This is a genomic window from Streptomyces sp. NPDC107454 (assembly GCF_055582885.1).
On record NZ_JBVJPA010000003.1, the window covers coordinates 469603 to 491208 of the forward strand.

Annotated in this window: 12 protein-coding genes and 2 pseudogenes; 3 read left to right on the plus strand and 11 right to left on the minus strand. The window is 70.2% G+C overall.

Annotated features, from left to right (window positions below; translation table 11 throughout):
- Window positions 1-21: 21 nt before the first annotated feature.
- From ACZ69M_RS09685 to pqqA, 8 genes and pseudogenes are all read right to left on the minus strand, one after another.
- A complete protein-coding gene (locus tag ACZ69M_RS09685) occupies window positions 22-2049 on the minus strand; it encodes a PQQ-dependent sugar dehydrogenase (RefSeq protein WP_470048231.1) in 2028 nt (675 codons plus the stop codon).
- A gap of 12 nt (window positions 2050-2061) precedes the next feature.
- Window positions 2062-7551 carry a glycosyl hydrolase family 28 protein gene (locus ACZ69M_RS09690; RefSeq protein WP_470048233.1) on the minus strand — a complete coding sequence of 1830 codons (5490 nt, stop codon included), beginning with the start codon at window positions 7549-7551 and terminating at the stop codon, window positions 2062-2064.
- Between the two features lie 11 nt (window positions 7552-7562).
- On the minus strand, window positions 7563-8354 hold the full coding sequence (locus ACZ69M_RS09695; RefSeq protein WP_470048235.1) for a Tat pathway signal sequence domain protein: 792 nt from the start codon (window positions 8352-8354) through the stop codon (window positions 7563-7565).
- Window positions 8355-8361: 7 nt separating this feature from the next.
- A complete protein-coding gene (locus ACZ69M_RS09700) occupies window positions 8362-9561 on the minus strand; it encodes a glycoside hydrolase family 88/105 protein (protein WP_470048237.1) in 1200 nt (399 codons plus the stop codon).
- Entirely contained in the window at window positions 9558-10643 is a 1086-nt protein-coding gene (gene pqqE / locus ACZ69M_RS09705) for a pyrroloquinoline quinone biosynthesis protein PqqE (protein ID WP_470048239.1), read from the minus strand. Before pqqE ends, ACZ69M_RS09700 begins: the two co-directional genes overlap by 4 nt.
- On the minus strand, window positions 10640-10894 hold the full coding sequence (gene pqqD / locus ACZ69M_RS09710; protein ID WP_470048241.1) for a pyrroloquinoline quinone biosynthesis peptide chaperone PqqD: 255 nt from the start codon (window positions 10892-10894) through the stop codon (window positions 10640-10642). Before pqqD ends, pqqE begins: the two co-directional genes overlap by 4 nt.
- 692 nt (window positions 10895-11586) lie before the next feature.
- Window positions 11587-12297: pseudogene (gene pqqC / locus ACZ69M_RS09715) on the minus strand (pyrroloquinoline-quinone synthase PqqC); the annotation flags it as partial.
- 75 nt (window positions 12298-12372) lie between these two features.
- Window positions 12373-12468 (minus strand): annotated as a pseudogene (gene pqqA, locus ACZ69M_RS09720) (pyrroloquinoline quinone precursor peptide PqqA); the annotation flags it as partial.
- A 366-nt stretch (window positions 12469-12834) separates the two neighbouring features.
- Between pqqA and ACZ69M_RS09725 the strand changes: the two are divergent.
- Both ACZ69M_RS09725 and ACZ69M_RS09730 read left to right on the plus strand, forming a co-directional pair.
- On the plus strand, window positions 12835-13626 hold the full coding sequence (locus tag ACZ69M_RS09725) for an aldo/keto reductase (RefSeq protein ID WP_470048395.1): 792 nt from the start codon (window positions 12835-12837) through the stop codon (window positions 13624-13626).
- Window positions 13627-13862: 236 nt separating this feature from the next.
- A complete protein-coding gene (locus ACZ69M_RS09730) occupies window positions 13863-14558 on the plus strand; it encodes a glycoside hydrolase family 75 protein (protein WP_470048243.1) in 696 nt (231 codons plus the stop codon).
- Window positions 14559-14631: 73 nt separating this feature from the next.
- Here ACZ69M_RS09730 and ACZ69M_RS09735 read toward each other — a convergent pair whose 3' ends face one another.
- Both ACZ69M_RS09735 and ACZ69M_RS09740 read right to left on the minus strand, forming a co-directional pair.
- The gene (locus ACZ69M_RS09735) at window positions 14632-15333 is read right to left on the minus strand and encodes an SDR family oxidoreductase (RefSeq protein WP_470048245.1); all 702 of its coding nucleotides are present in this window, start codon (window positions 15331-15333) and stop codon (window positions 14632-14634) included.
- An 85-nt stretch (window positions 15334-15418) separates the two neighbouring features.
- Window positions 15419-19030, minus strand: coding sequence for an nSTAND1 domain-containing NTPase (locus ACZ69M_RS09740; RefSeq protein ID WP_470048247.1), 3612 nt, complete (start codon window positions 19028-19030; stop codon window positions 15419-15421).
- A gap of 255 nt (window positions 19031-19285) precedes the next feature.
- Here ACZ69M_RS09740 and ACZ69M_RS09745 point away from each other — a divergent pair, with 255 nt between their 5' ends.
- Entirely contained in the window at window positions 19286-20674 is a 1389-nt protein-coding gene (locus ACZ69M_RS09745; RefSeq protein ID WP_470048249.1) for a glycosyltransferase family 39 protein, read from the plus strand.
- Window positions 20675-20685: 11 nt separating this feature from the next.
- Here ACZ69M_RS09745 and ACZ69M_RS09750 read toward each other — a convergent pair whose 3' ends face one another.
- Window positions 20686-21579 (minus strand): class I SAM-dependent methyltransferase, encoded by an 894-nt coding sequence (locus ACZ69M_RS09750; RefSeq protein ID WP_470048251.1) that lies wholly within the window; start codon window positions 21577-21579, stop codon window positions 20686-20688.
- Window positions 21580-21606: the final 27 nt, after the last annotated feature.

Here is a 21606-nt window from a genome sequence, read left to right on the forward strand (position 1 = left end):
CGCCGCAACGCCTCGGTCCGGCTAGTTGATGCTCACCTTGAAGATCTTGTCCGAGCCGTCCGCCGCCCCTCCGTTGTTGTCGCAGTTGGTGGTGGAGAGCCAGAGCTGATCGGCGCCGGGCACCTTGGTGACCGTGCGCAGGCGGCCGTAGGTGCCGACGTAGTACGCCGTCGGTGTGCCGACGTTCTCCGTGTCGCCGGTGATGGGGATGCGCCACAGCCGTTCGCCGCGCAGGGACGCCATGTAGACGACGTTACGGACGATCGCGATGCCGCTGGGTGATGCCTCGGAGACGTTCCAGGTCGCCTTCGGGTTGGTCATCCCGGAGACGCTGCAACTGCCCTCGCAGGTCGGCCAGCCGTAGTTGGCGCCCGGTTTGATGAGGTTGAGTTCGTCCTTGGAGCTGTTGCCGAACTCCGCTTCCCACAGGCGGCCGTTGCGGTCGAAGGCGAGGCCCTGGGGGTTGCGGTGCCCGTAGCTGTAGACGTAATTGCCGAACGGGTTGCCGGGCGCGGCCTTGCCGTCCGTCGTCATCCGCAGGATCTTGCCGTTCAACGACGTCTTGTCCTGGGCCAGTTCGGGCGTCTGGGCCTCGCCGGTGGAGACGTACAGATAGCCGTCGGGGCCGAAGGCGAGGCGTCCGCCGTTGTGGTAGCGGTTCTTCTTGATGCCCTGGAGGAGGATCGTGTAGTTGGTGAGGGAGCTGCCGTCGTAGGTCATGCGGACGACGCGGTTGCCCTCCGAGGCCGTGTGCATGAAGTACACGTAGTGGTTGGTGGCCCACTTCGGGTCGACGGCCACGCCCAGCAGGCCGCCCTCGCCGTTCGTGGTGACGGCGTTCGGCACGGTTCCGACCTGGGTCCTCGTGCCGTCCTTGGTGACCTTCCAGACCCGGAAGTCGTCCCGCTCGGTGACCAGCGCCGTCTGTCCGTCCGGCATCCAGTACGTGCCCCAGGGGATCGTCCAGCCACTGGAGACGGTCCCGATGGACGAGGGGACCCCGCCGTCGGTGGCACAGGCCTTGGTCGTGAAGGTGACCGTGTTGCTCTGCGGCGACACGTTGCCGGCCGCGTCGCGCGCCACCACGTTCAGCGTGTACGGGCTGTTGCAGGCGAGCCCGGTGAGTGTGGTCGACGTACCGGTGACGCTCTTGTAGACCGTCGTGTCGCTGCGCACGTCGTAGCCGACGACCGCCTTGTCGTCGGTCGAGGCGCCCCAGCTCAGGTCGGCGCTGGTGGCCGTGACGTTCGAGGAGGTGAGGGTGCCGGGCTGGGTGGGTGGGGTGGTGTCGGAGCTGGGCCGGGTCGTGCAGTCGACGACCGGGCTGGCCTGGGAGGCGTTGCCGGCGGCGTCGCGGGCGATGACGGTGAGGTTGTAGGTGGTGTTCGGACTCAGGCCCGTGAGCACCTTGGAGGTCACGTCACCGGCCGCCTCGACGAGCTTGTTGCCATGCTCGTAGAGGTCGTACGCGGCCACGCCGACGTTGTCCGTGGAAGCGCCCCAGGAGAGGGTGAGGGCGTCCTCGCCGATGGCCGGGCAACTCGGCTGGCCCGGCCGCGAGGGTGCCTGGGTGTCGGCGGCGGCACCGACGCTGACGCGGTCGAGGTTGGGGCCGCCGTTCGCCGTGGTGGCGGTCGCGCGGATCTTGTTGGAACCCGCGTTGAGCTGGACGTTCACACTCTTCGTCGCCCAGGTGTTCCAGTCGGTGGTGGCCGGGAAGGAGACCCCGGAGGCGACGACCGTGCCGTTGACGGAGAGGTCCATCGGGCGGTCGACGCTCGTGCCGTTGGCGTAGCGCAGGGCCAGCGAGGAGGTGCCCGCCGTGGCCGCGCTCACCGTGAACTCCACGTACGAGCCGGTGATGTTGGTGTAGTCGACGAAGCCGGTGCCCGTGTAGCCGGTGTGGTTGGTGGCGACGGCGCCCTGCGAGATCGTGGCGTCCTCGGCCTGGTAGTCGGTGGCCGCCTGCGCCGCCGTGCCGGTCAGTGCGACGAGCGGCACGGCCAGGGCGAGCGAGAGGCACCAGGGCAGCGCTCTGCTGAGTTTCATGATGTCGTCCCCTCAGCCCGTGTACTGGGCGAAGACCTTGAGGTAGTCGTACGGCTGCTGCGACACGCCGCTGCAGGAGTCACCGTCGGAGCCCGAGCCGCAGGCCCGGTCGCGGTTCACTGACCAGTAGGTGAGGCGCCCGATGTGGTGCTGCTGGGCGTAGGCGAGCATGGTCTTGAAGTCGGCGACGCGGACCCGTTCGCCGGAGTCGTCGGTCTTGCCGTTCATGGACGACAGGCCGATGTGCGCGTACGCCGTCGCGTCGCTGTATCCATAGGCCGACTTGACCCGTGCCTTGAGGCCCTCCATGGCCTGGGTGGTGAGCGTGCCCATGTTCGTGGCGGCACCCCCGAAGTCGAACGGCATGATGCACCAGATGTCGTTCGCGAGGCCCGAGGCGGCGCCACGCTTGATCATGTCGACGCCGGTGGAGTCCGGGCCGCTCGTCGTCGTGCCGAAGGTGATGATCGTCTTGAGCCCGGGGTTGCCGGCCTTCACGATCTTCAGCGCGTCGATCACCCGTTGCCGGACCGTGGCGTTGCTCCACTCGGTGTTCTCGATGTCGATGTCGATGACCTTGAGGCCGTAGGCGTTGACGACCTTCTGGTAGGCGCCCGCGAGCGCCGAGGCGCTGGAGCACTTCTCGCCGAGCTTGGCGCCGCTCCAGCCGCCGATAGAGACCACGACGTCACCGCCGGCCGCGCGGATCGCGTTGATCTTCGACTGGTCGTTGCCGCCGGTCAGCGGGCGCGAACCGTCCCACTTCGGGTTGCAGGAGCCGTCGGAGAGGACGAAGGCGAGCGTGAACCACTTCACCCCGGTCGCCGACATGACCGCCGTCGGGTTCTGCGGGCTGCCCCAGCCGAGGTACTCGTAGGGCGCCACCGCCATGCCGGGTGAGGCCGCGGCGGTCTTCAGGGCGGTGCTCACCGGCTTCACCCGGATCAGGCGCGTCTCCCCGGGGCGCAGGGTGGCGCTGTAGGAGTCGGCGATCGTGCCCTTGTGGGAGCCCGACCACAGGTCCGTGACGTCGCCGGAGCCGGTGAAGCCGACCTGCGACCAGTTCACACCGACCGTGGAGTTGCCGGACGTGCCGGTGTTGAAGAGGGCTACGACGTACTGGCCGTCGCTCTCCTTCTTGCTCCAGACCTGCTTGACGCCGCTGCTCACGATCCGCTTCGCGGCGACGCCGTCCTGGTCGACACCGATGAGGCGGTCGTTGGTCAGCATCGGCTTGTCGACGGAGTCGAGGTTGGTCAGGTCCGTGCCGAGGAGCAGGGGCGCGCCCGCCATCGCCCACAGGGTGAAGTGCGAGCGGCGCTGGTCGGCGGTCAGGCCCGCCTGGTCACCGTTGCCGATCTCCAGGGAGTCCAGGTCGTTCCAGCCGCCGGGGCCGGCGTACTGCTGCCAGTTGGCGGCCGAGGTGAAGCGGGCGGAGACGTGGGACCAGTCGGTCAGCGGATAGCCGCTGCCGTTGTCGCCCGAGCCGCAGTAGCACTCGACATCGCCCTGGGTGCGCCAGCTGTTCGCCAGGGACTTCCAGGTGGAGGCGCCCGCGATGGGCAGGTTGTTGGAGAGGGCGAAGGTGATGGGCCGGCCCGTGGCGCGCAGCGCCTTGTCCCAGGCCTGGACGTCGGGGATGTCCGCGCTGCCCACCCCGTCGATCTTCAGGTAGTCGACTCCCCAGGAGGCGAACTGCTTGGCCCACGAGTTCACGAACTCCTGGGCGCCCGGCTTCCCGTAGTCGATGTAGTACATGTTCTTGCAGTTGTAGTTCTTCTCGGTCTTCGAGGTGTCCGCGATGTCGGCCGCGTGGTACGAGGTCCCCTCGATCGGTGTGTTCCTGGTGACGGCGTTCTTGGCGATGCCCGGCGTCACGTAGAAGCCGAACTTCAGCCCTTTGGAGTGGATGTAGTCGGCCAACGCCTTGATCCCGCCGGGGAATTTGGCGGTGTCGACGCTCCAGCGTCCGTAGGAGTCGACGGTGAACCCGTCTCCGTCGCACTTCTGCCAGAAGTCGTCGAGGTTGACGTACACGAAGCCGTGGTTCTTGAGCCCGCTCGCGACGAGCGCGTCGGCCTGGGCCTTGATCTTCGCCTCGGTCGGCCATCGGCGCACGAAACTCCAGCTGCTCCAGCCCATGGCGGGGCGCAGGGCCTGGCCGTTGTCCGAGTACGTGGTGACGGTGGCCGCCGGGGTGGCGTACGACGTGCCGATCCAGGCCTCGTCGATCCGCAGCCGCTTGTAGCGGGTGGTGTCGGTGGACGCGGCCCAGGTGGTGTCGACTTCGAGGCGTACGTATCGGGCGTTCGCGGCGGTCAGGTCGATCCCCTGGATGCCCCGCCGACTGGCGAGCTGACCGGTCTTGACCGCGCTGCCCCAGGTGGTCCCGTCGTTGCTGAGGAACACCTTGTAGTCCTTGATGCGTGCGGACTGCTCGGTGTCGGAGCGCGCGTAGGCGACGGAGTCCTCGCGCTGGTTGAGGCCGATGTACTGGACCTTCTTCGCGCTGCCCAGGTCGAAGGTGAGGTTGACGGGCAGCGTCTTGTTGCTGTCCCAGTAGGAGAGGTAGTTGCCGTCGCCCGCTGCCGCCGCGCCGTGACCGCTCGCCGAGGCGCTCGCGGACATCGTGACGCCGGACGCGATGCCCTGGCGGCCGGCCGTGGTGACCTTGAAGACGGTGTCGTAGGGGTCCCAGTTCGCCAGGCCGTTCAGGGTGAGCACGCCGCCCGACTGGGACCACGAAACAGCCGCTCCCGTACGGAGGTTGGTCACGGAGGCGATGCGGTATCCGTTGTCGCGGATGCGCAGGGTGCTGGTGCTGGGCGGGGTCAGTACGTGGATGTACTGGAGGTCGGGGTCGGTCTTGCTGACCGTGGTGACACCGTGGGCCCCGTCGTTCCAGAAGCCGGGCTTGAGGCCGCCGTACATGTAGCCGCCGCCCTCGGTGCCGTGCAATGACTGCCAGATGGGGCCGAGATAGGAGTTGGCGAAGTTGTTGAAGGCCTCCTGGTTCGTCGGGAACTTGCCGTTGACCTGCGCGGTCTCGGCCATCAGCGCCTTCACGGAGGAGCCCGCGTTGGTGATCAGCCGGCCGAGGGTGAGCATCTTGTCGACGGAGGGGTTGGAGCCGTCGTACCACCACGCCCCGCTCGACGGCAGCTTGAAGTCCGCTTCGGCGAGACGGGGTTGGGCCGTGTAGACGGCCTGGGGGTAGTCGTAGGACGGGGTCATGCCCGTCTTCTGCTCATTGCTGATCATGTCCATGATCGGCGTGTCTTCGTTGTTGTTGCTGAGCGTGTAGTTCGGGCGCTTCTGCTGGATCTGCGCGTAGAGGTCGTGGCTCTCCCAGTACGCGTTGTCGTTGTCGATCCAGAAGCCGCCGAGGTCCGGATAGCGGTCCATGACCTCGAAGAAGTTGTCGTAGCTGAAGCGGCCGAAGCCGTCGCGGGTGGTGAGGTCGACGTCGGTGCCCTTGTAGGCGGAGTACGCGGCCGAGTCGAGCCACTCGTGGCCGCCCTCGTCGTGCCACTGGGGGTCGTCGGTCATGTAGAGGATGACCTTGAGGCCCTTGGCCTTGGCGGCGGTGATGAGTTCGCCGAGGAAGTCCCGCTTGGTGGAGCAGCTGCCCGGGATCTTCGAGGGCCAGGGGCGGGCGTAGCCGAGGCGGCTGTGGAAGGTGGCGAGGACGAGGTACTGGGTGTGCAGTTTCTGGGCCTCGTTCACCCAGTAGTCGGGAGTCCAGCCGCCGTTGGTGACATCGTTCTCCCAGGCGGTGCAGCTGGTGTGGGCCGGGGCGGTGCGTTCGCCCCAGTGCAGGAAGAGTCCGCCGACGGAGCCGCGCAGAAAGGCCTGGCGGGGGTTTTCGAGGTCAAGCGGTTTCACACCTGTGTGCGGGCGCTGCACGGCGGTGGCCGCCGTCGCCGTGCTCTTGGCCGGCGTACCGCAGTTCTCACTGGAGCCGCTTGCGGAAACCCGCAGCGCGCCGCCCGAGGTGTTGTGACTGTCCGTCAGGCAGTAGCCGGTGACGTTCTGGAAGCCCATGTCGTGGGGCGAGCTGCTCCCCCGCTGGGCCGTGAACCGGGTGAACCTGATCCCGTTCGCGGCGTTCGCGATGACGGCCGGGCGTCCGTCGTCGGCCGCGTACTTCACCGAGCTGTCCGTGAAGCTGACGTTGTCGGCGTTGTGGACGTACCAGCCGTAGGCGGGCCGGGTGCCGATGGCCTTCGGGTTGTAGTCGCCCGGGTCGTTGCTCGGCACGGCGGTGGACATGGTGCCGTTGCCGCCGGGGACGGTGATGTCGACGTTGGTGAAGGTGACCCCGTTGATCCGGTGCCCGCTCTCGCCCCACAGCGTCGGGCTGAAGGACGGACTCACCCCGGTCGCCGTGATGTTGTCGTACGTGACATCGCTGATCGAGCCGACGCCGGGACTGTTGCCGCAGCGCTTTCGGGTACCGATCTTCTGCATGATCGGCGAGCGGACACCGGTCATGGTGATGTCCCGGTAGTGGACGTCGGAGATCTTCGCGCCGTCCATGGAGACCATGCCGAGACCGGACTTGTCGGAGCCCTCGATGCGTATCTTGGCGAACTGGTAGTCGGAGAAGTCTCCGCAGGTCTCGGACCCGAACATCAGGGCGTTGCAGCACACCGCCGACAGATACGAATCGCTCACCCGCACATGGCCGTTGGGGAGCTTGGCGCCGAGCGCGTAGTCGCTCTTGAAGACGAGGGCGTCGTCGTTGGCCCTGATGGTGGCGTTCGTGACCGTGACGTTGGTCGTGCTGATGATGTTCCAGCCGTCGCGGTCGCTCGCGGTGTCGATGGTCAGGTGGTCCGAGGTGACGTTCGTACAGCCGTTGATGAGGGCCGCGAAGTGGCCGCCGCGACGCAGGGTGAGGCCGTCGCCGAGACGCAGGCCGTCGCAGCGGGTCAGCGAGAGGATCTTGTCGGCCTCACCGGACTTGGGGTTGCCGGTGATGAGGTTGCCGAGGCCGTCGATGGCGCCCTCGCCCACGAAGCCGATGTTCTTCAACTTGTCGCCGTAGATCATCGCGTTGTGGAAGTGGCTGTGCCCGTAGTCCTGGTAGGCGTCGTTGGGGTTGGCCTCGGGCGGGTCGTAGGTGTCCGCGCTGGAGCCCTGGAGCGTGGCGCCCTTGTCCACTTGAAGAGTGACCTCGCTCTTCATGTGGATGGTGTTCTTGGACTTGTACTGGCCGGCGGGGAAGCGGACGGTGCCACCGCCGGCCGCGTTGGCGGCGGTGATGGCCTTGTTGATGGCGGGGCTGTCGTTGGCGGAGCCGTCGCCCTTGGCTCCGTAGTCGTGGACGTCGAAGACGGCGGCGTGGGGTGCGGTGGTGGACGTGGGTGCCGTGGTGGACGTGGGTGGGGTGGCGGTCCGGGGGGCCGCGAGGGCCTCGGGGTGGGTCAGACCGAGTACGACGGCGAAGGCGAGGAAGACGCTCGCCGCCCAACTCCGCTTTCTCATGGGTGGTTTCATGGAACGGCTCCTCATACCAGTTGGTAGCCGCGCAGGTTGGTCAGCAGCAGGTAGCAGTCCTGCAGAGACCCGGAGGTGTCGCCGAGGGACCGGTAGATGCCCCACTTGGGGCGCACCCGGTCGGCGAGGAAGGTGTCGACGCCCGTCCTGGACTTGTCGATGATCGTGGTCGAGCCGCTCTTGAGGATCCAGCGGACCGAGCCCGACGTGCCGTCACCGACCTTGATCTGGAAGTCGACGTCCGTCCACTTGTCGTGCAGCGGATCGAGGTCCGTACGGCCGATGAGGATGTCGTCGATGGCGAGCTTCAGCTCGATGGTCTGCACGCCGTTCACCCGGCGCAGCGACTGCACGACGATCGGCGAGGTGCCGGTGCCCGGCTGCTTCATCTGCATGATGTGTGTGAAGGTCGTGGTCGCCTTCAGCGAGCTCGGGATGTACATCGAGTACGTGAGCCGCCAGGTCTGCCCGGCGGTCCACTTGAGATAACTGCTGCCGCTCGTACGCAGCCCGGTGACCTCCTGGCGCTGACGGTCGGTGGAGGTGTCCCGGTCGACGGTGTGCATGTTGAAGCGCCAGTTGTCGCCGGTGGCGAAGATGTGCGGCGCTCCGGCGGGATGCGAGTCCGCGCGGTCGTCCTCGATCGTCTCGAAGGCGCCGAGCTTGTCGCCGCTCGCCGAGGGGGACCACTTCAGCTGCCAGGAGGCGGCGTGGGCGGCGGTGGCCGTCGCCGGGATGCCGACCGCGGCTCCGGCGGCGCCGCCGAGCGCCGCGCCGAGCAGGGTCCTTCTGGTGGTGCTCATGGCTGACTCACCTCGTCCTGAGTGGGTGGGCTGTGAGCTGTTCGTTCATGATCAGAAAGGCGCCGAGGCCGTGGAAGTCGTTCGTGGCCCGGTCGCGGGCGATGTAGTACGCGTAGTCGCCGACATTGGTGCCGATGGAGATGTCGGTGAGGTTGGTGCGGCCGTCGGAGCCGACCGACATCCTGGCGAGGACGCCCTGGTAGCCGCGTTGCGCGACGGTCGCGTAGTGCGGGTCGAGGTATCCCTGCTGAGCGCCGCGGGAGAGGGCGTAGGTGAACATGCTGGAGCAGGACGTCTCGGTCCAGTTGTCGCTGCGGGCGCCCTTGTCGATCACCTGGAACCAGCGGCCGGTGGCCGGGTCCTGGTACTTCTCAAGACCGGCGGCCAACCTCCTGAAAATTCCCACGAGTTGGGGCCGCCTGGAGTGGTTGACCGGGATCGCGTCGAGCACGTTGACGATCGCCATCGCGTACCAGCCGACCGCCCGGCACCAGTGCTCCGGGGCGAGGCCGGTCGCCGGGTCGGCCCAGCCCGCCGTCCTCGACTCGTCGTAGGCGTGCTTCAACAGGCCGTTCGCCACCTGGAGGTGGTTGCCGTAGACGTAGAGCTGCTTGGCGGCCTCGTCGTTCGCGTAGGTCGCGTCCCCGAACTCCTTGCCGTACTCGACGAGGAACGGGTTCACCATGTAGACGCCGTCCGACCAGAGCTGGTGGGCCCGGCTGCTGGTGTCGGCGTGCCAGAAGCCTCCGTCGGAGGTCCGCGGGTAGGTGTTCAGCCGGTTCCGGATCTTCAGGGCCGCCTTGCGGTAGCGGTCCTGGCCCGTCTCGTGGTGCAGGATCGTCAGCAGCCGGCCCGCCTGCATGCTGTCGAGACTGCTGAAGCTCTGGCCGATCGAACCGTCGCTCGACACGAAGCGGTCGACATAGCTCTTGATGTAGGTGAGATAGCGGGCGTCGTGCGTGCGCTGGTACGTGAGGTACTGGCCGTAGAGGTACAGCCCGACCGGGTACGACCAGCCGCCGATCGTGCTCGGGGTGTAGCGGGCCATGGTCGAGTCGATCAGGGCGACGGACCAGTCCTGTGCGGCGGCGGGCCTTCCCGCAGGCGCTTGGGGTAGAGGTGCCGGGGGTGCGGTGGCGGCCACCGTGGTCAGGCCGGCGGTGGTGAGCACGCCCGCCATCAGCGCTGCCCGCAGTCGTCGTCTCATGTTCCTCCCTCTCGGTAGGCGTAGGCGGAGTTCCTGAGCGGGGCCTCGTCGACGAGCGCGCGGACGAGGTGGTGGTCGGGTGCGTGGCGGCAGGCCGGGTCGGTGCGGGAGGCGTCGCCGGTGAGCGCGTACGCCTGGCAGCGGCAGCCGCCGAAGTCGGTCGTGCGCAGGGCGCAGCCGCGGCAGGGGTCCGGCATCCAGGCCTCGCCCCGGTAGGCGTTGAAGGCCTTCGACTCGCGCCAGATCCAGTCGAGCCGGTGTGCACGCACGTTCGGCGCGTCGAGTGCGGGGAGTGTCGCGGCGGAGGGGCACGGGAGCGCGGTGCCGTCCGGGGCGACGGTGAGGGAAACGGCGCCCCAGCCGCCCATACAGGGTTTCGCGGTGGCGTCGAGCAGGTCCGGGGCGACCCAGACCAACTCCAGGGAGCCGGTGAGTTGTTCGCGTCGGCGGCGCACGGTGACGCGAGCCTGTTCGACCTGGTCCCGGGTCGGCAGCAGGGCGGCGCGGTTGCGGGCGGCCCAGCCGTAGTACTGCGTGTGGGCGAGCTCGATCCGGTCGGCGCCCCAGGCGAGGGCGAGCGTGATCAGGTCGTCGACGGCGTCGATGTTGGCCCGGTGCAGCACGACGTTCAGACCGAGTGGCAGCCCTGTCGCCCGCACCAGCCGTGCGGCGCGCTCCTTGGCGGTGAACGCGCGAGCTCCCGCGATGAGTTCGGCGGCCTGGGCATCGGGGTGCTGTACGGAGAGCTGGACGCTGCGCAGTCCCGCGTCCAGCAGCTCCGCGAGCCTTCGCTCGTGCAGGCCCACTCCGCTGGTGACGAGCTGGGTGTAGAGGCCCGCGGTGTCGGCGGCGGCGACGATCCGGGTGAGATCGCGCCTGAGGAGGGGTTCGCCGCCGGACAGGTGGGTCTGGACAACGCCCAGGTCAGCGGCTTGACGAAAGACGTCGGTCCATTGTCCGGCGGTCAGCTCTCTTGACCGACTGATCAGTTCGACGGGGTTGGAGCAATACGCGCAGCGCAGCGGGCAGCCGTGGGTGAGTTCGGCCAGCAGGGCCCAGGGGGGATCGACGGTCGCGGTCATCGCAGCCAGCCCTTCTCGTGCAACGCCGAGAGGAATCGGGGCACTTCGTCGGCGACCGGCGCGCCGGGAAAGCGTGCGGCGAGCGCGGCGACGATCTCGGGCACCTCGCGCCTGCCGTCGCAGAGCCGGACGACACTCCCTGCGTGGCCACGCAGGACGACGACGCGTTCGGGCATGAGCAGCAGGTCGGTGTCGCGGACGTGGTCATGACGGAGCATCACGGAACGGGCGAGAACGGGACGCCAGGTCACGGCGGGCCTCCTGCGGGGCCGGGCACCACCGGGGGGTCCGTCTGCGCGGGCGCACCGGGGTGGCGGGCCGGGACCTTGGTCGGCATCGACGCGCCCGAGGTCCGCGCCTGCGCCGTCGCGCCCGAAGCCCCGGAAGCCAGGTCGCCGCCGGCTAGGTTCCGCGCGGCGCGGGGGCACCCCTGCGCGGGCCCGCACGCATGCGAAGTCGCCACCGGATCCGCCAGACTCGCGGAGGCGCCTCCGGCCGAGACATCCCCTGACGCCGACTCGGACACGAGGGGTGAGGCATCCCCCGGCGCGCCCTCGGCCACCAAGGGCAAGGGATCCCCCGGTACACGCTCGGACACCAGGGGCAACGCATCCCCCGACACAACCTCGGACACCAAGGGCAACGCGTCCCCCGGCACATGCTCACACACAAGGGATGAAGCACCTCTAGGCGCGCCCTCGGACACCGAGGGCAACGCACCCCCCGGTACACGTTCAGGTCCGAGGCCCGCGGCATCCCCCGGCGCACCCCCGGTCACGAAGAGCGAGGCATCTCCCGGCGCACCCCCGGACACGAAGAGCGAGGCATCTCCCGGCGCACCCCCGGACACGACAGACAAAGCATCCCCCGGCGCACCCCCGGACACGACAGACAAGGCATCCCCCGACCTCCCGTCCAACGCGCCCGTCGGCGCCGAGTCGCTCGCTCGGTCCACCGCGTCCAGGAGCGCCCACAGCACCTCGCACTTGAACGTCAGCGCCGCGACGGCCCGTTCCTGCTGCTCACGGGTGCGGGCCCAGCCCTGGACCAGGGCGAGCGCCTCCTCGCTGTCACGGCCGCCCTGCCCGATGCGGGTACGGAAATACGCGAGCCCCTCTGCCTCGATCCAGGGGTAGTACCGCTCGAACGCGGCGATCCGCGTGCGCATCAGCCCCGGTGCGGACAGCTCCGTGAGGGAGGCGGCGACCGCGTCGAGCGCGGGGCGCAGGCGGCAGAAATTGACGTAGCCCTCGACCGCGAGCCGGACGCCGGGCAGCACCCGGGCGGTGTTCCACAGCGCCGGCCGTTCGAGGCCGGCGGCCTCGCCCAGCCGCAGCCAGCGTTCGATGCCGCCCCGCCCGACGGCCGTGCCGTCGTGGTCCTGGATCCTGCGGACCCACACCCGCCGCAGTGCGGGATCGTCGAACTTGGCCAGGATCAGGGCGTCCTTGACGGGGATGTGGCGTTGGTAGTGGAAGCGGTTGATGATCCAGCGCCGCAGCTCGGCCTGGGTCAACTCGCCTTGGTGCATGCGGATGTTGAAGGGATGACGGTCGTGGTAGCGGTCCTCGGCGACGGCGCGCAGCCGCTCGGTGAACTCGGCGGTTCCCCAAGGGGCCGCGGCACCGTCGTCGCGCGCCGGTGTCGCGGTCATGGTTCGACAACCGTGGGGCTAGGCCGTACGTGCCAGGTGCGGCCCGGCGGTGGCCCGTTCGGCCACCGGGCCCAGGCGGTCGCCAAGGGCGTACGCGGTGACCTCGAGGGCGGTCTCGACGACCAGATACCCGGGGGTCTCCCAGACCCTTTCCTCCGATGTTTCCCGAATGGCGTGCTCCGCGCGACGGCCTTCGAGGGCGCTCATGTTCATGTGCGCGTACCTGCTTTCCTGATGGGTGGGGGGTGTAGAGCCCAGACAGGCGCTGGTGTTCACATGCGTGCACCGGGTTCATGAACCCGTTCGGTGACGCCCTACAGAGTGGTCGGATGACGGAACTCGGTCAATGGTCCGGACCGATAAGGTCGGATCCATTTCCGGCCAATCTCCGACCCTCACCAGGAATCCACAGCGAATCCGCCGGTCAGGAATGCATAACGACCGGTGATCGTTGACCATGGGAGTACCACCCGACGACTTAAGGATCAAAAGCTCGTGAGCAAGGTCCCCCCGATCATCCTGAACAACGGCGTCGAGATGCCGCAGCTGGGCTTCGGTGTCTGGCAGGTCCCGGACGACGAGGCGGAGCAGGCCGTCGCCACGGCGCTGGAGTCCGGATACCGCAGCATCGACACCGCGGCGATCTACGGCAACGAGGAGGGTACGGGCAAGGCCATCGCCACCTCCGGCATCCCCCGCGAGGAACTCTTCGTCACCACCAAGCTGTGGAACAGCGACCAGGGGTACGACTCGACGCTCCGCGCGTTCGACGCCTCCCTGGAGAAGCTCGGCCTGGACTACCTCGACCTGTATCTGATCCACTGGCCGCTGCCGACCCGGGGCAAGTACATCGACACGTACAAGGCCTTCGAGAAGCTCTACACGGACGGCCGGATCAAGGCCATCGGTGTCTCCAACTTCTACCCGGAGTACCTGGAGCAGCTGATCGAGGCGACGTCCGTCATCCCGGCCGTCAACCAGATCGAGCTGCACCCGCACCTCCAGCAGCACGCGGCCCGCGAGTACCACGCGCAGCAGGGCATCGCCACCGAGGCCTGGTCCCCGCTCGGCTCGGGCAAGGGCCTGCTGGAGGTCCCCGCGATCGTCGCCATCGCCCAGAAGCACAACCGCACTCCGGCCCAGATCGTGCTGCGCTGGCACATCCAGCTGGGCAACGTCGTGATCCCCAAGTCCGTGACCCCCTCCCGGATCAAGGAGAACATCGACGTCTTCGAGTTCTCGCTCGACACCGAGGACATCGCGGCGATCAGCGCGCTGAACGAGGACCGTCGCCTGGGTCCCGACCCGGCGACGTTCGACATGGGCTGAGCCCGGCCCCCATGGGCTGAGCTGCCCTGATCCCGCCGCCGGCCCGGACGCGCACCGCGTGTCCGGGCCGGCGGCGTTTTCCCCCGCACGCGCCGACGCGCTTCTCCACCCCTCTGCGGCGGTTTCCACCCTTGGACCGGACCAACTCGGCCGGAGGACTTGACGCGCTCATGCAAGAGGGCCACCTTGTACGGCAACCCGGTAAGGAAACTTTCCTAACAGAAGGGTCCCCCACAGTGCGCTCTCGAACACTGACCCTCGCGGCCGTCGCCGGCGCCGCGCTCCTCGCCACCGCGGCACTCCCGGCCAGCGCGTCGGGCTCCGTCACCCCCCGTTCCGCCCAGGAGGGTTCGGTCAGCGCGGCCGACCTGCTCGCCAAGGTGACATCCTGTTCGCAGATATCGAGTGGCAAGTACAAGACCGACGACGAGACCTCGGCCACCGTCCCCGTGTGCGGCAAGAACGGCGCGGTGTTCTGGAAGGCCGACATGGACATCGACTGCGACGGTCAGGTCACCGCCAAGTGCAACGGTGACGCCGACCCCTGGTTCCAGGACGACACGGCGTTCCACCAGTCCAACGGGAAGCCGCTGCGCGCCGAGTCACTGCCGTATGTCGTCGTGCCCAGCACCAGCAGCATCTGGAAGTACACGAGCTACGGCATCAAGGGCGGCGGTGTCGTCGCCGTGATCTACAACAACAAGGTCGAGTACGCGGTGGTCGGCGACACCGGGCCCACGAAGATCATCGGTGAGGCGTCGTACGCCACGGCGAAGGCCCTCGGCATCGACCCCGACCCTGCCACGGGCGGGGCCGACTCCGGCGTGACGTACATCCTGTTCAAGAACTCCCAGGTGTCGCCGATCGAGAGTCACAGTGCAGCGGTGTCGCTCGGGGACTCGTTGGCGAAGCAGTTCCTGCAGAACAACTGAGGCCTCCGCAACGACTGAGGCCTCCGCGACAATCAAGGTTGCCGCTACAACCGAGGCGCCCGCGGGTCCGACGTCAGTTGGGCTGGCCGATCGGACGTACCACCACGGTGTTCACATCGACGCCCGAAGGCTGTCCGATCGCCCAGACGATCGACTCGGCGAGCTGGTCCGCCGTCAGCAGATGACCGGGTGGCAGACTCCCGTAGCTGTCCCAGAACGGGGTCTCCACCCGGCCCGGCGAGATCAGGGTCACGCCGACACCGAACTCGGTCACCTCGCGGCGGGCGTTCTCCGCGAGCCCGGTGACGGCCCACTTGGTGGCCCCGTAGATGTTGCCGGGGCCGTGGACATGGCCCGCCACACTCCCGACCAGCACGATCCGGCCCTGCGTCTCCTTCAGGGCGTCGATGGAGGCCCTGATCAGCAGCGCGGGACCCAGCACATTGGTCAGCACCATCTCGGACCAGCCCGCCGGGTCACCCTCGGCGACGGTGTCGTGCGTGGCGAAGCCCGCGTTGGCCACAACGGTGTCGAGGCGTCCGAACTCCTTGAGCGTCAGCTCGACCGCGGCGCGCACCTGGTCGTACTCGGCCGCGTTCCCGACGACCGTCAACAGGCCCGGTGGACGCCCGAGTTCCTCGGCGAAGGCACGTAGCCGCTCCGCGCCGCGGCCGGTGACCGTGACCCGGTGGCCGGCGTCGAGCAGTCGCCGCGCGACCGCGGCGCCGATGCCGCTACCGCCCCCGGTGATGAGCGCGACAGGTGAGTCGGTCATGGATACCCCCGTATGTGTGCGACAACGAACGGGAGTACATCACTTGAAGCGCTCTCGAAGTCAAGGCCGGCACCGCCGGCCTCCCTCAACACGTCCGCCGGTAGGACACGTCGGGCAGATATCGGCGCCACTCGGCCCGGGTCGCCCCGCCCCCCGTCCGGGCGCAGACATCGCCCGCCGCACGGGTTGGCGTCAACTGCGCCGAGCGCAGGGGAAGATGAGCTGTCGCGATGCGCAACTCCGTTGCGTCCTTGGTGAATCCGATCGCGAGAACTGGCCCGTCACCGGTGGGCAGACTCGCCCCCTCCAGTCGCGGGGATGCAGTCTCCCACACGCGGACCGAGCCGTCGGCCCGGCTCGCGGCCAGCAGCGAGCCGTCGGCCGAGAAGGCCAGGGCGGGCCGCTCGACGGTGGAGTCGGCGGCTGCCAGGACGGCGATCCGGTGCTGTCCGCCCGCGTCCCACAGGGTGAGGCGCCCTTGGGTGTCGGCGGCGGCCAAGTAGCGTCCGTCCGGGCTGAAGACCGCGGTCGGCAGGAGATCCTCGCCCTGGAGTCCCTGTCTGCGCCCGCCCGTCGCGACATCGATCAGGACTCCCTCGGCGGTCACGACCGTACGCCCCGCCGGGTCGATCGCGGCGGGGCCTTCGCTCCTTCGTCCGACGACGTGGGAGACGGGGTGCGCGCCCTGACGGGTGACGAGGATCCCGTCGCGGGTGCTAACGGCGGTGTGCACCGTGCCGTCCGCGGCGACGGCACGCACCGCGGGCCGCACGGCGGGGTCGGCCGGCTGCCCGTCGGCGTCGAACGCGGCGTCGGTCCGCGCCTTCTTCCGCCACGCCGGGCCGATGAGCCCGTGCAGCGAGAGGGTGCGTACGACTCCCGCCTGGGAACCTTCGCGGTAGCGCACCACGCCCTCGCGCGGGTCGAGCCGGATGTCGGTGACGGCGGGGGTCTCGACGGGGAACGTGATGAGCGGTCGGCGCGGCCCGCCGTCCGCCGGGGCCGGGCTGTCCGTACGCCACAGGGCGAGGCCGGCCGAACCCCAGGTAAGGACATAGGCACCCGTGGGGTCGAACTCCACCGAGTTGACGCCCTCCCCGGGCATCGGCAGCAGGGGACGTTCCCGGTCGGCGTGGAAGTCCCAGGTGACGACGCCGTCGGCGGTTCCGGCGGCCAGCGCGCGGTTGTCGGGGGTGAAGACCGGCTCGTCCGAGCGGCACAGGAGCCGCTGGGTCCGCGCGGGCGGCTCGGTCGCGACCCGGCGCCGCTCGACGACGTCCCAGACGCGCAGTTGTTCACCGTCGTGGGTGCACCAGGCGAGAAAGCGGTCGTTCGGGCTCAGAACCGGCAGCGGTCCGTCCCCGTCGCCTCCTGGATATCGGAAGAGGACCCGCTCCCGTCGTACGTCCCACACCTCGACCGTGGCCCGCTCGTCTCCGGTCCCCCGCCCCTCGCGCCGTACGACGAAGGTGCGTCCGCCCGGCCCGAACGCCCCGCCCGTGTCGGTCCAGGATCCCGGCGCGACGCGGTGGCTCTCCCCGTTCGTGAGGTTCCTGACCGTCGCGCCGTCGCGGCCGCGGTACGCGATCCAGCGGGCGTCGGCGCTGACATCGATGATCCCCTCCGAGAGACCGGGCAGCGCGACCTCGCGCAGGCGCCGCTGACGGCGTACGTCCCACTGAACCGCCTTGTCCCGTACCACCGTTGTCAGAATCCGGCCGTCCGCGCCGAGCCAGTGCGGCGCGTCGGGGGCGCCGAGCCGCGCGGGCTCGGTGAAGGCGGCCTGGTCGCTCTGGGCGGCGGCCGTCCGGACCGCCTCACGGGTCTCGGGCAGGTCCGCGGTGCGCCAGGCCGCGAGCGCGAGGCGCATCGCCGTGCGCGGATCCGTCGTCCGGAGCGTGTCCGCGAAGGCGGCGACCCGCCGGGCCTGCGCCTCGTCCCGCTGCCGTGCGCTGACCCCGCTCTGCCGCCAGGCGCTCGCACCCGCGACGACGGCGAGACAAAGCAGCACGGCGAGGGACACGGTCAGACTCCGCAGACGGCGGGCCGCGCGGGCGGCGGCACGACGACCCGACTCGTACGCCGTCACGCTCGCGGACAGGAAGTCCCGCTCCAGTCGGCTCAACTCGCCCCGTTCGGAGCCGAATTCCTCGCGCGCCGCCGTCAGTCGCACCCCCCGGTAGAGGGCTCCGGCGTCCCGGTCCAGCTGCTGCCAGGTACGGGCCGCCTCGGTGAGCCTGCGGTGCAGCCGCAGCCGTTCGCGGTCCTCGTCCACCCAGCCGCGCAGCCGGGGCCAGGCGCTGATCAGGGCCTCGTGCGCGAGGTCCACGGTGTCGCCGTCCACCGTCAACAGGCGTGCCTTCACCAGCTGTTCGAGCACCCGCGCCGTGGTGCCGGAATCCCCCAGCTCCTCGCGAACGACGGGCCGCCGGGTGTCCTCGGCCCCGTCACCGGGGTTCACGAGCCGCAGCAGCAGCGCCCGTACCGCCGCCGCCTCGACGGGGGTACAGCGCGCGTACATCTCTTCCGCGGTGTGCGCGACGGCGCCCTGGACGCCGCCGATCGCCTCGTACGCGGCCAGGGAGAGGGTTCGGGCGCTGCGGCGCCGCCAGATCTCGCGCAGCGCGTGGGCCATCAGGGGCAGACCGCCCGGCTCGTCGGCCACGTCCGCCACGACGCGTGCGGTGAGGGCGCGTTCGACGACGACCCGTCGCGCGACGGCCGGCCGGACGACCGCCTCGCGCAGCCGCTGCGGGGTCATCGGCCCGACGAGCAGGGTGGAGTCCCGCAGCGCCTCGGCGAGCGGGCCGTGTTCGGCACACCGTCCGTAGAAGTCGGCGCGGACCCCGATGATCACGCGCAGTCCGCTGTCCGGGTCCAGCGCCGTGAGCAACCGCTCGATGAACAGGGCCCGTTCACCTGGGTCGGCGCAGAGCGCGAAGAGCTCCTCGAACTGGTCGATGACGAGCAGGGTGTCGCCGGGCGCGTCGTGCGGGACGAACAGCGCGCCGTGGGTGCGGGCCGGGTGGGCGCCGGGGGTGAGGATGCGGATGGCGGCCGGGGCCGAAGGGTGAGTGGCGGACAGCGGGGCGGGGACGGCGGGCGGAGCGGGCTCGGTGGCCCTGGTCCCGAACTCGGCCATGGTGCCGCTGCGTTGCCCGGGGAGCGACACGCGCGTCCGCACCGCGGCGGCCGGCTCCGTTTCCCTCGTGTCGGCCGAGGTGCGCAGCGCCGGTATCAGCCCCGCCCGTAAGAGGGACGACTTGCCGCTGCCCGAGGCGCCGACGACGGCCGACACCCGCCTGCGGCCGACGAGTCGCAGCAGTTCCGCGATCAGGTCGTCGCGGCCGTGGAAGCGGTCCCGGTCGGCGGGCTCGAAGCGGGCGAGTCCCGGGTACGGGCCCTCGGCGTCGTCCGGTGCGGGCGTGCCCGCCTCGTCCGCGAGCGCCGCGCGCCAGCGCCGCTCCCACCCGGAGGTGTCCCCTCCGCACGCGCTGACGTAGGCCAAAAGCACCGGCAGTGTGGGCAGTTTCCCGCCCGCCGCCGCGGCGGACAGTGTGGGCCCCGAGTAGCCCGCCCGGCGGGCCATCGCGCGGTAGGTCGGGGCGCCCGCCTCGTCGCGGAGCCTCCGCAGCTCGAAGGCGAACCGCGCCACCGCGCCCTGCGCCGGATCCAGCGGCTTCTCTCGGCGTCCCACCGGTGACTCCCCCCGTCCGCGGCGGCCCGATCCGTCGGCACCGCTCCCCACCTGCATTGATAGGTGCCCCGCGACGGGGCTGCCCATCAATCGTCCGGCGGCTGGACTCGACCGTGCACGTCCTCGGGGCCCCCGCGAAGGGGACCGCGAGGCATCGACCACGCGCCGGAGTCAGCCATCGCCACCACACACACTTCCAGACCGCCGCTCGCCCCCGCACGGTTGTCGTCGCCCACCCCGCACACCCCACGGACGGTGTACGCCCCCGTCCTGCTCTCGCTCTGCCTCGGACTGTGGGGCGTTCGGCGCGGCGGCACCATGTGGCGGGACGAGGCGGTGACCTACGACATGGCGCGGCGGTCCCTGCCCGGTCTGTGGTCGACACTGGCCGATGCCGACGCCGTACACGGTCTGTACTACCTGCTCATGCACCTGCTCTTCGAGGTCACCGGCGGGCTGGACCCGCTCCTGGTGCTGCGGCTCCCGTCGGTCCTCGCCACGGCCGCGGCGACGGGAACGCTGGCTCTCCTCGGACACCGGCTGGCCGGACCCCGCGTGGGTCTCCTCGCCGGATCCGTCTTCGCACTGCTGCCGCAGGTCCAGCGGTACGCGCAGGAGGGCAGGTCGTACGCGATCGTGTGCGCGCTGGTCGTCTGGGCGACGTATCTGCTGGTGCGGGCGGTGGCGAGCCGGGACGGCCGCACCTGGGTCGCGTACGCCGCGGTGCTGGTGGCCGCCGGGCTGCTGCACGAGTTCGCCGTGCTGGCGCTCACCGCGCACGCGGTCGCCGTGCCGCGCGGCGCCCGCCGGGCCTGGGCCGGGGCGGCGGCGCTGGTCCTCGTCACGGTGGCGCCGCTCGCCATGCTGAGTACGCGGCAGTCGGATCAGGTGTCGTGGATCGGCAGACCGGGCGCCGGTGAGCTCGCGGGGTTCGCGGGAACGGCCGTCCTCGCCCTGGCCTGCGCGGCGCTGTGCCGCAACCCCACCGCGCGGGTGCTCCGGGGCGTCCGGCTGCCCGCTCTCGCGCTCGGGCTCCTCGTGCTGCCCGCCCTGCTGCTCCTGCTGGTCTCGCTGGTCACCCCCCTGTATGTGGACCGGTATGTGCTCTACGGCCAGAGCGGCACCGCCCTGTTGACCGGCGCGGCGCTGGCCCGGCTCACCCGGGCCCGGCGGACCCGCGCGGCGGCGCTGGCCTGTGCGGGCGCCGCCGTTCTCGCGCTGCTCCCCGTCACGCTGCACCTGCGGACACCGCAGAGCCGGGTCGACGACGTGGGCGCGATCGCCCGGGCCGTGGCCGAGGCCGGTGCGCCGGGTGACGGGGTCCTCTATCTGCCGGCGCGGCGCCGGGTGTGGTCCCTGCCCGACCCCGGGGCCCTGCGCGGGCTGCGCGATCTGGCCCTCGACCGCGCACCGGCCGCCTCGCACACCCTGTACGGCACCGAGGTTCCGGCGCCGGTCGTCCGCGCCCGCATGATCACGGCGACCCGTGTCGTCGCCGTGAGCGATCCCGCGGGGCAGCCGCTCGACGCGACCCCGGGGGAGATCGTCAAACGGCGGGTCCTGGCCACGTACTTCGAGCAGTGCGGCACGCGCCGGGTCCAGGGTGCCCGGGTCACCGTGTACGCCCGCCCCGGCACCTGCTGACCGGACGGGGACTACTCCGGCTTCACCGCGACGTGCACGGTGTGCGCGGTCAGCAGGAAGACGTCCGGCCGGTGGTACACGCTCGCCTTGTCGTCCGGGTCGAGGAGACGGTCGAGGGTGGCGAGGTCGTCCGCGTCGAGGCCGGGAGCGAGGAAGGTGCGGCGGTGGGTGAGGGAGGTGACGACGAAGGCGCGTGTCTCGTCCGAGAGCGGGGCGGGGAGGTCGACGAGGAAGGTGCGGGTCGCGGTGTGGCGCAGGCCGACGGCGGTCATCAGGGCGGGCCAGTCCTCCGTCTCGGCCACCGCTCCGGGCAGTTCGTCCCGCATCCGGCCGAACCACTCGTCGTGGACCGCCTCGACACGGGACTGGAGGCCGGGGCGACCGATGCCGATGTCGCGCGGCAAGTAGCGCGTGGGCAGGCCGCCCTCCATGAGGGCGAGGGTGCCGCCGGGCGCGAGGGCGCGCGCGAATCCGGCGAGCGCGGCGCGCTGGTCGCCCACGTGGTGCAGGGACCTGCTCGCCCACAGCAGGTCCGCCGGGTACTCCAAGTCGCCCAGTCCGCTGCCGAGTTCGGCTCGCAGGGTGCTGAACCGGTCGCCGAGGCCGAGCCGGTCGGCGCGGGCGCGGGCCCGCTCCAGCAGGGGTTCCACCTCGTCCACGGCCACGACCCGCGCCGTGGGGAAGGTGTCCGCGAGGAGACAGGAGATGACACCGGGGCCACTGCCCGCGTCCACGATCAGCCCGGTCTCGGACCGCTGGTCCCGCAGCCAGCCCGCCGCCTCGGTGTAGAGCGGGCTGAACAGCTCCGCCTCCTGCTCCAGCATGGGGATCATCTCGGCGAAGTCCACGTGGGTGTGGTCATGAGCGTGCTGGGCGCTCTCGTGGTCGTGGTGGTCGTGTGCCATGGTGGTCCGCCTCTCGTCCGGGTGCGT